The following is a 601-nucleotide window of genomic DNA, read 5'->3' as shown; positions in this document are numbered from 1 at the left end:
ATAGCCCGTATTCCTTTGAACGCCGGAGTTGCTTTCCGACCGCCCCCTGAAGCGAGATGCGCATCTGGTCGACCACTGGGATCGGCTTCCAGATCGTCGTCGTTTTCTCCCGCTCGACACCGGCTTTCGTGGTCCATTGCTTGACCATTTCCCGGACGGGGTCGCGATGATTCCATCTCCAGACGATCTCATCGAGGTATCGCTGAAGGTGCTGTCGACCGAGGTTGTGGTAGACCCCGACCAGAGCGCGCTGCACCTGGGAGATCACTGCCTCGGCCGTGTTCACGTGGGCACCGGTCTCCGGGTTGGCATATTGCTTCTGGCTGTGGATCACATACTGGTGGTCGGCCATGGTCTTCCCCAGGCCCCGGTAGCTCTTGCTTCCATCGGTCATTAAGCTCGTCTTGTCGGGGTCAATCCATTCCAGGAGAACCGGCTCGAGCGTCGCCCTTTTGTCATCGGAAACGACCCTGGCGCGTGCCTGTCCGTCGCGAGAGGCCGCCACGAAAATCATAGGCTTTCCAGTGCCCTTGCCGCGTGGATTATACGCTCCCGACAGGGATTTCGGGGCTCCCCCGACAAACGCCTCGTCCACCTCGAC

The 601-nt window shown here is 60.4% G+C and carries 1 protein-coding gene; it reads right to left on the bottom strand.

What is annotated here, in order from left to right; genetic code table 11:
• A partial coding sequence (locus tag ILP92_RS18175) for an IS1595 family transposase (protein ID WP_368667921.1) occupies positions 1–595 on the bottom strand: 595 nt, incomplete at its 3' end.
• Between the last annotated feature and the right edge of the window lie 6 nt (positions 596–601).

The organism is Palleronia pontilimi (genome assembly GCF_016412875.1).
GTDB classification, from domain to species: domain Bacteria; phylum Pseudomonadota; class Alphaproteobacteria; order Rhodobacterales; family Rhodobacteraceae; genus Palleronia; species Palleronia pontilimi.
This window is presented reverse-complemented; position numbering and strand designations above follow the sequence as displayed.